Source organism: Syntrophobacterales bacterium, assembly GCA_031274925.1.
Taxonomy (GTDB): domain Bacteria; phylum Desulfobacterota; class Syntrophorhabdia; order Syntrophorhabdales; family Syntrophorhabdaceae; genus PNOM01.
Genome location: JAISPL010000017.1, coordinates 1 through 8,116, shown reverse-complemented (window position 1 = coordinate 8,116; position 8,116 = coordinate 1). Strand labels below are relative to the sequence as shown.

Here is an 8,116-nt window from a genome sequence, read left to right as displayed (position 1 = left end):
TTTGAAGAGGATAAGCAAAAATCATATCAAAAGCATTATCAGGCGCTTTTCACATAACTTCAGCACGATCACTTAAAATCAGGCGCAAGTTCTTTTGTTTATAGTATTTGTCTATGGGTATAAAAGGAGAGGGAAATTATTGAAAGGAAACTATAGCTAAAGTTTATCTCTACGGGTCTAATCCCCCGCCCCTTAGGACGCACTTCCTGATAGTCAGCCGTAAACCCCGGTATACCCCGCCGCAAGCGGCGGGGAGGTTCATTGAATCAGGCAGTCTTGACGCATCGTCCTCTTGATTTGCGCTTTCCGTGCTCTTTGTCATGGATACATACCCCCAACGAACCCTTCCAGCGTGGCACGATCATCTTAAACTATATCGACAAAGACGCATACTTTGGCTCGTCTCGCTCTTGCTCCGTAATATTCGCTCTGCTATAGAATGCGCCCGGATCGGAGCGGCATATCTTCCCTAACCACTTAATTTTCCTTGACACTTTTGTAGTCACAGTTTATTATCAAGGAAAAAAGAAAGGGAATAGGGAATGAAAATCAAATGGTACGGCCATGCGGCTTTCGGAATAACCACTGACCAGGGCGTAAAGATTATTATTGATCCCTACCAGTCCGGAGCCTTCGGCGGTGCCTTGACTTATGGGAAGATTACCGAAGAAGCCGACTTGGTGCTTACTTCCCATGACCATGACGACCACAATTACGTAAAGGATATCAAGGGCACATTCGTCCGTATCGCAACTCCAGGCATCCATGAGTCAAAAGGGGTGAAGATCCAGGCCTTGCCCGCATACCACGACCCTTCCAAAGGGAGCGAGAGAGGGAGCAACCTCCTGTTTGTAATCGAAGCGGACGGCCTTCGCGTGACCCACTTCGGCGATCTCGGCCATGTCCTCGGCAATGACCTGATAAAGGACCTTGGCCCAATTGATGTACTCCTACTGCCAGTGGGCGGTTTTTTCACCATTGATTCCCTGGAGGCCACGGAAGTGATGGAGAGCGTAAAGCCTGCCATCACCATCCCCATGCACTTCAAGACAGAGAAGTGTGAATTCCCCATCGCGCCCTTGGACGAATTCACGAAGGGCAAGAAGGGGGTCATCAAAGTGAAGTCGTCAGAGATTGAGGTAGTAAAAGAGAGCCTGCCGCAAAAGCCCGAGATCTTTGTCCTCCAGTACGCCCTGTAGGTGAAAGCGGTGCTCAGGAAACTCTATTCAAAAGAGAAGATTGAGCAGGTCGTGAAAAGGCTCGCTGTCATGATCGAGAAGGATTACAACGGCGAAAACATAGTCTTTGTCTGTCTCCTTAAAGGTTCCTTCATTTTTACCTCGGACCTTGTAAGGCATGTGGCCAACCCTTCAAGGATTGATTTTATTCGAGCCTCGTCGTACGGAAGCGGAATGACCTCGAAAGGGACGGTTACTGTCATGAATGACCTTGAAGAGAACCTTGAAGGCGAGAATGTGGTGATCGTCGAAGATATTATAGATTCTGGATTGACCCTCAACTATGTGAAGGAAATGCTGGCTGGTAAAAATCCGAAATCGGTGAAGATCTGTGCCCTTCTTGATAAGCGCGGCCGCAGAGAGATCGAAATCGAGGGGGATTATGTGGGTTTTACCATAGACGACGGATTCGTAGTGGGATACGGGATTGATTACGCGGAACAATACAGGAACCTCCCGGAAATATATGTGGTGGAAGGCGTTGAAGGCAAGGATTGATTCAAAAGGAGGATACCATGCAAGTGCTGGTAATCTATTATTCTAAGTCAGGCAATACGCAGAGGCTTGCGGAGGAGGTGGCGGAGGGCGTAAAGGAGGTCAAGAATGTCGGCTGCGTGGTAAAGGCGGTCAAGGACGTGACGAAAGAGGATTTCCTTGCCTCACAGGGCATCATCGCAGGCTCGCCGGTCTATTTCGGCAGCATGGCCGCCCCACTGAAAGAGATGTTCGACAAATTCGTGATAGTTCGCAAGGATATGGGTGATAAGGTGGGTGCGGCTTTCGTTACCTCCGGCGATCCGACAGGAGGAAAAGAAACGACCCTTATGTCCATAATCCAGGCATTTCTCATTTACGGTATGATTATTGTGGGGGATCCGCTCGACGCAACGGGGCACTACGGCGTGGCGTGCACCGGTTCACCGGACGATAAAACATCCGCTAACGCGAGGAAACTGGGGAATAGGGTTGCAAACCTCGTGAAGCAATTACAGCAATAAGTCAGTTCCTAACCCTTTTCCACCCCTTCCGCTCTTCAAGGCAGCGCTTTACCGCCTCGCAGGTGACGCACGAATCGGCGCCATATTTGCATGTCTTGTTCGGATCCGGGTTGTCTACGACGAATCTCTCACATTCTTTCCGATCGCGGTCCAGATCGGCCTGAGTTTTCGTGGGGTGTTGGAAGACCGTGCAGGAACTGATAAAACAGATACCGGCTGCTGCCAGGAAAATGCTTTTTTTCATACGAGGGCGCCTCTTTGCTATTTGGTCCCTTCTCTTGTTACTTTCCGGGCTTCCTGAAGTATGTTGAGTATGTCGTCAAGGTTGTCAGGGGTCAAGGATACCCCTTTCTTAGTGGGCGTCATCTCCCCTTGGTCATTTTCGAAATATGTCCGTATGTCCACATAGGTTTTGCCTTTGAACTCCTTTACGGTTACGATAATCTTATCCGTGCCCTTCTGAATCTCTCCTATTTTCATTTCCCCTCCTTATGCAATTGGCCTCTTAACCGCTCTCGGCTAAAATCTTTCTAATATGTGAATAACGTTACATTGTAGCAAAAACTGGAAGGAAACAAAAGAATTAAGACCGGACAATGGACTCACCACCCTAATAAGTCAGTAAAGGCTCCGTATGCTCCTAAAGGGCTAAAATTAATTATAAGCATATCAACCTCTGATTTGTTATTAAAAACTAACCCCAAAAAATATCGGTCTGTCCTTCTGTTAGTCCGGGAGGTTTTTCACGCATTTTTACTGACGCTTTCACATATTTTTGGTAACGCCTACTATTATACTTGTATTATAAGAACTTATATCTTCTTATATCCGGGCCGAAGGCGATTGTTAATTGATGAGAAAAAACAAAAGAGACTTGCTTCTTCGGGACATTGTGAATTTGCTCAGAAAGGAGTAGATTGGTATAGGTTTGACAGCCATATATGGTGAAATATAATATTATAAGGAGCGGTACGATGAAAAAGTTTATGCAGGATTTTAAGGAATTCGTGTTGTTGGGCAACGTGATGAATCTGGCGGTGGGTATTATCATCGGAGCAGGATTTTCCGCAATCGTTACATCATTGACCGATAACCTGTTGTCCCCCATCATCGGCCTATTCGCCAGAAGCAATTTGGATGCCTTGAAAATAAACGCTTTCGGGATAACCCTGCGGTACGGTGCGTTCATGACCTCGGTCATAAATTTCGTCATTATGGCGTTTGTGGTGTTTCTCTTAGTCCGCGCCATGACAAAATTGTTTGCCAAGAAGAACAAAGAGGCAGAACCCGCACCAGACCGGCTCTGCCCTTATTGCAAGTCTGTTTTGCACCTTGAAGCTACCCGATGCCCCGCTTGCACATCACAGCTTTGACGTTTTCTGGATACGTTCCGCTTCCAGTGCGTAGAATAAGAACTTCTTTGCAAGACGTGCTCACTATCCCAAGTTCCGTAAAAAAGGTATTCACAACGGCGAGACCATAGGTCCCGGCTTATTCTCCAAGATACTGAGAGATACGGATATATCAAAAGGCGAACTCTTTGCGCTTCTCAAACGGTAGTTTTCGGCGGGTGGGATTAAAAAAGGTTCAGCGCACTTTTCTTAAAGGGAATAAAAAAACCACCAATCCAATTATACGGTGTGGACGTGGGGAAGGAATGGTTGGGATGCGCTCGGCGACGGGACCACTACTAATAGATATACCCCCGGGCAGGTACTTGATTTTCCGAGTCGTTATTAAAGACCTTGGAAACAATGGATAAGGTTAACCCCGCCATCCCTGTCAAGCAGCTCTTACAGCCTTAAAAGGGCGTCCAAAAGCAGGAGAAGCCCGTCAAGCTAAACTTGACGGGCTTCTATTCTTGACGCATATATGTAGGTGGATTACTTCAGAACTAAATAACCCTGCCGTCATTCCGGGATTGATCCGGAGTGACGGTTTTGTCCCTGATACTTTGAAAGACCAAGACCGCATCTATTTTGTCCGGGTCAGCGGTGGCTGCGGGCTACCGCCGGTCGACATTTTACTTGTCGAAAAATTCCTTCATGGCAGTCATAATGTAATTCTTCTCTGCCCTTGTGAGCTCTGGGTAGACGGGCAGGGCGATACTTGTGAGGGCCGCCTTTTCGGCGACTGGCATATCGCCTTTGTTGTAGCCCAGGTATTTGAAACAGCCTTGGAGGTGGAGCGGAACCGGGTAGTATATCCCAGTGGTAATACCCTTTTCTTTCAGGAAGTTTTGCAGTTTATCCCGCTCCTCGACGCGGATGACGTACTGATGAATTATGTGGGACGTATCGTCCTCAATCACCGGGACCGTCACAGGCAAGTTCGCCATCTTCTTGTTGTAAAACTTCGCATTCTCTGTCCTTTTTTTATTCCACGATTCGAGATAGGGGAATTTGGTTACCAGGGCGCAGGCCTTTATCTCGTCGAGACGGCTGTTGATGCCGATCATCTCGTGCTGGTAAGGTACGCTCCCCATGCCGTGGATCCGGAGTTTCCTCGCCTTTTCGCCGAGATCTTTGTTTTTTGAGAGCACCATGCCCCCCTCGCCAATACCACCGAGATTCTTGGTAGGGTAGAAGCTAATGGCAGCAATGTCGCCGAAACTGCCCGACATTTTACCGTTTCTCCGGGAACCCAGGGACTGGGCCATGTCTTCGACAAGAGGTATGCCGTGTTTTTCCGCAATCGCACAAATGCGGTCTGTGTCGCAGAGTTTTCCGAAAAGATGGACTATGATAATGGCCTTGGTTTGCCTGGTAATTGCTTTTTCGATGAGATCGGGGTTTATGTTCATGTTTTCGGGTTCTATGTCGACAAAAACCGGTTTTGCACCCAAAAGAGCGATTGAGCTTGCAGTGGCAAAAAACGTGTAAGGAGTGGTGATCACTTCATCGCCTCTCCTGATTCCCAGGGCCATAAGAGAAAGGATAAGGGCGTCCGTCCCGTTAGCGCACGATACGGCTGAAGGCACTCCCGCATAACCGGCGATCGTACGTTCGAGTTCGGTGTTGTACTTGCCGAGGATCAGATTTTGTTCGGACAGGATTTCGTTCAGATGTCTGGCTATCTCTTTCTTTACCTTTTTGTACTGGGCTTTGAGATTGATAGGAGGTATGTTCATCATAGATTCCTTGGGTTTATTTTTGACTTCTGTCCGAAAAACGGACTCAAACGGTTATAACATATTTGTCTTGATTATCTCAACAAATGGCAATGACAGAGCAAGGCGCCAGCCTTCTCGGCTTGATCCTGAAGTCTGCGAGAAAACCCGCTCTACAGGCGGATGAACCACAATAATGTTGACTTTAGACATGCTTTGCGTTAAAGTGTTGCCACATAGCGGGGTGGAGCAGTTTGGTAGCTCGTCGGGCTCATAACCCGAAGGTCACTGGTTCAAATCCGGTCCCCGCAACCAACGCAAAATCGGGTACTTAGTATAAAGCTGAGTACCTTTTTTCTGTCCCAAAACCATCTGGTTGCGCATGGGATGCAACCGGTTGTACATCATCGGCGAGCCTGCCCCACTTTAGAATTGTCAATAGGTCAATCCTTGAAGATAATTCTTATCTGTGTCATCTTATATAGAAACGCATAAATCCTGTCAAGCGTATGCGTTTTACAGTTCCCTTTGTTCAGCCGAAATATAAGCCTGAGATGCCTCTCTTCACTTTCATGCCATCCACTCGTGAAATACCATGCTAAAGAGGAAAGAAGGGCTTGATACGTTCAAACTGTTCGGTGGAAAGATAAATTAAGTTGGCTCACGGCGCCCTCCATGATATAGTTAACCAACTTCTTTAGCAGATGCAATTAATGGGGGGCTGAGGATAGTTATATAGGACAGCTATATGGATCCCTTCATACCTGTCCACCTTGGCAAGAAGACATTTCTTTTTTGATTTAAGTCAAAGATTTAGCGGCTCCGGAATGGTTATATTTAACGTATGAAAGATGATCAACCCCAAATCTATAAACCATAAGGAGGAAATTATGTTTTGTTACCAGTGCGAGGAGACGGCAAAAGGCGAAGGCTGTACAAAAATTGGCGTGTGCGGCAAACAGCCTGATGTGGCCAGCCTTCAGGACCTGATGGTATATGGCCTAAAGGAGATCGCTTTTTTTGCGGTGGAGGGAAGGAAGGTGGGCGTCAACGACCGCGCCGTAAACGTGTTCACCATGGAAGGCCTTTTTTCAACCCTGACCAATGTGAATTTCAACCCTGAGAGATTTGTGCAACTTATCAATACATGCATAAAAATGAGAGACGCCCTAGCCGCGAAAGTCCGGGCAGCAAATGGAGGCGTCAATTTCCCAAAGCCCCTTCTCAAGCCTGAAGCGACCGTCGGTGGCCTTGTTTTACAGGGAGAGTCCGTGGGCTTGAAGGCTAATCCTGAGATTGATCCCGATATTCTCTCACTCCAGCACACGGCCCTCTTTGGTGTAAAAGGTATTGCCGCCTATGGTTATCACGCCAAGATGCTGGGCCAGGAAGACGAAAAAGTCTACGCTTTCGTCCATGAGGTGCTCTACGAGATATTTATGAACAGGCTTGACCTGGGAGCGTGGCTTGCCCTCGTGCTTAAGTGCGGTGAGATAAACCTTAAAACCATGGAACTTCTGGATGCAGGAAACACAGGAACTTACGGCCATCCCCTGCCCACAACCGTGCCTCTGGGAGCAAAGAAAGGAAAGGCGATTCTTGTTTCCGGCCATGAACTAAAGGACCTTGAGGAACTTCTAAGGCATACCGAGGGAAAGGATATTTACGTATACACCCACGGAGAGATGCTTCCCTGCCACGGGTATCCCGGACTCAAGAAATATTCGCATTTCTACGGTCATTACGGTACGGGCTGGCAGAACCAGCGCAAGGAGTTCGCCGAGTTTCCCGGAGCCATACTTATGACTACCAACTGCCTTCAGAACCCCAAGGAATCTTACAAGGACAACATCTTTACCTCCGGTACGGTCGGCTTCCCGGGAGTGAGTCACGTATATGGGACCAATTTTCAGCCGGTAATAGAGAAAGCCCTTTCCATGCCGGGGTTTGCTGAAGACACAGACAAAGGAACGGTAATGGTCGGATTTGCGAGAGATGCGGTCATGGGTGTAGCCGGCAAAGTCATAGAGGCGGTAAAAAACAAGCAGATACGCCACTTCTTCCTCGTTGCGGGCTGTGACGGTGCAATGCCGGGAAGAAATTACTACACGGAATTTGTGGAGAAGCTCCCCGCGGATACCGTGGTCCTTACCCTTGCATGTGGAAAGTTCCGCTTCTTTGATAAAAAATTAGGAGATATTGGCGGTATCCCGCGCCTTCTCGATGTGGGGCAGTGCAATGACGCATACTCGGCAATCCAGATCGCTCTTGCCCTCGCCAATGCCTTCGGCGTTGGGGTAAATGAGCTTCCTCTGTCCCTGGTGCTCTCCTGGTACGAGCAAAAAGCGGTAGCCATCCTGCTTACGCTCCTCCATCTCGGCATTAAAAATATACGCCTGGGGCCGCGTCTGCCCGCTTTTCTCACGCCGAACGTACTTGACGTGCTGGTGAAAAATTATGACATAAAACCCATAACTACACCGGATGCGGACATTAAGGCCATACTGGGCTAAAGTGTAAGATCCATTTGTCGGCGGTGCGCTTGGAAGTCATTACCAGCGAGCCGCCGACAAATTTATTATGTAAACCCCTCCCCCACTTGCCCTGAAATATTATATGGAAATCATTTGATTACGTGCCCGTCATAGAATCTTGATCGGGGACAGGTCACTGAATGACGGAAAGGACAAGACGTGACGTATTAGAGGGCGCTTTTATCTGGAAAGAACAAAATTTTTATACTATAGTAATTTGAGTTATGCCCCATTATG

General features: G+C 47.9%; 9 protein-coding genes and 1 tRNA gene. 7 read left to right on the top strand and 3 right to left on the bottom strand.

Going from position 1 to position 8,116, the window contains the following annotated elements; genetic code table 11:
- Positions 1-542: 542 nt before the first annotated feature.
- From LBQ00_03100 to LBQ00_03090, 3 genes are read left to right on the top strand one after another with little or no spacing between them, the layout of a single operon-like run.
- The gene (locus tag LBQ00_03100) at positions 543-1,199 is read left to right on the top strand and encodes an MBL fold metallo-hydrolase (GenBank protein MDR2017852.1); all 657 of its coding nucleotides are present in this window, start codon (positions 543-545) and stop codon (positions 1,197-1,199) included.
- Complete coding sequence (hpt, locus tag LBQ00_03095; protein MDR2017851.1) at positions 1,200-1,736, top strand: hypoxanthine phosphoribosyltransferase; 537 nt, start codon at positions 1,200-1,202, stop codon at positions 1,734-1,736.
- 17 nt (positions 1,737-1,753) lie between these two features.
- Positions 1,754-2,236: a flavodoxin family protein gene (locus tag LBQ00_03090; GenBank protein ID MDR2017850.1), complete on the top strand. Its 483-nt coding sequence runs from the start codon at positions 1,754-1,756 to the stop codon at positions 2,234-2,236.
- A gap of 1 nt (position 2,237) precedes the next feature.
- On the opposite strand, the gene LBQ00_03085 is transcribed toward LBQ00_03090, so the two are convergent.
- Positions 2,238-2,480 carry a hypothetical protein gene (locus LBQ00_03085; protein ID MDR2017849.1) on the bottom strand — a complete coding sequence of 81 codons (243 nt, stop codon included), beginning with the start codon at positions 2,478-2,480 and terminating at the stop codon, positions 2,238-2,240.
- A 17-nt stretch (positions 2,481-2,497) separates the two neighbouring features.
- Positions 2,498-2,716 (bottom strand): transcriptional coactivator p15/PC4 family protein, encoded by a 219-nt coding sequence (locus tag LBQ00_03080; GenBank protein MDR2017848.1) that lies wholly within the window; start codon positions 2,714-2,716, stop codon positions 2,498-2,500.
- A gap of 494 nt (positions 2,717-3,210) precedes the next feature.
- On the opposite strand from LBQ00_03080, the gene mscL reads away from it, so the two are divergent.
- Both mscL and LBQ00_03070 read left to right on the top strand, forming a co-directional pair.
- Complete coding sequence (gene mscL, locus LBQ00_03075) at positions 3,211-3,609, top strand: large conductance mechanosensitive channel protein MscL (GenBank protein ID MDR2017847.1); 399 nt, start codon at positions 3,211-3,213, stop codon at positions 3,607-3,609.
- A gap of 265 nt (positions 3,610-3,874) precedes the next feature.
- Positions 3,875-3,976 carry a hypothetical protein gene (locus LBQ00_03070; GenBank protein MDR2017846.1) on the top strand — a complete coding sequence of 34 codons (102 nt, stop codon included), beginning with the start codon at positions 3,875-3,877 and terminating at the stop codon, positions 3,974-3,976.
- A 283-nt stretch (positions 3,977-4,259) separates the two neighbouring features.
- On the opposite strand, the gene LBQ00_03065 is transcribed toward LBQ00_03070, so the two are convergent.
- On the bottom strand, positions 4,260-5,369 hold the full coding sequence (locus LBQ00_03065) for a DegT/DnrJ/EryC1/StrS family aminotransferase (GenBank protein ID MDR2017845.1): 1,110 nt from the start codon (positions 5,367-5,369) through the stop codon (positions 4,260-4,262).
- Positions 5,370-5,583: 214 nt separating this feature from the next.
- Here LBQ00_03065 and LBQ00_03060 point away from each other — a divergent pair.
- Positions 5,584-5,660: transfer RNA gene (locus LBQ00_03060), tRNA-Met, on the top strand.
- Positions 5,661-6,235: 575 nt separating this feature from the next.
- Positions 6,236-7,858 carry a hydroxylamine reductase gene (gene hcp / locus LBQ00_03055; protein ID MDR2017844.1) on the top strand — a complete coding sequence of 541 codons (1,623 nt, stop codon included), beginning with the start codon at positions 6,236-6,238 and terminating at the stop codon, positions 7,856-7,858.
- The last annotated feature ends 258 nt before the right edge of the window (positions 7,859-8,116 follow it).

What these genes read in the sequence shown, in the direction of transcription:
- LBQ00_03100 (MDR2017852.1), top strand. Translation starts at nt 543, where the DNA reads ATGAAAATCAAATGGTACGGCCATGCGGCTTTCGGAATAACCACTGAC.
- LBQ00_03090 (MDR2017850.1), top strand. Translation starts at nt 1,754, where the DNA reads ATGCAAGTGCTGGTAATCTATTATTCTAAGTCAGGCAATACGCAGAGG.
- LBQ00_03085 (MDR2017849.1), bottom strand. Translation starts at nt 2,480, where the DNA reads ATGAAAAAAAGCATTTTCCTGGCAGCAGCCGGTATCTGTTTTATCAGT.
- LBQ00_03080 (MDR2017848.1), bottom strand. Translation starts at nt 2,716, where the DNA reads ATGAAAATAGGAGAGATTCAGAAGGGCACGGATAAGATTATCGTAACC.
- mscL (MDR2017847.1), top strand. Translation starts at nt 3,211, where the DNA reads ATGAAAAAGTTTATGCAGGATTTTAAGGAATTCGTGTTGTTGGGCAAC.
- LBQ00_03065 (MDR2017845.1), bottom strand. Translation starts at nt 5,369, where the DNA reads ATGATGAACATACCTCCTATCAATCTCAAAGCCCAGTACAAAAAGGTA.
- hcp (MDR2017844.1), top strand. Translation starts at nt 6,236, where the DNA reads ATGTTTTGTTACCAGTGCGAGGAGACGGCAAAAGGCGAAGGCTGTACA.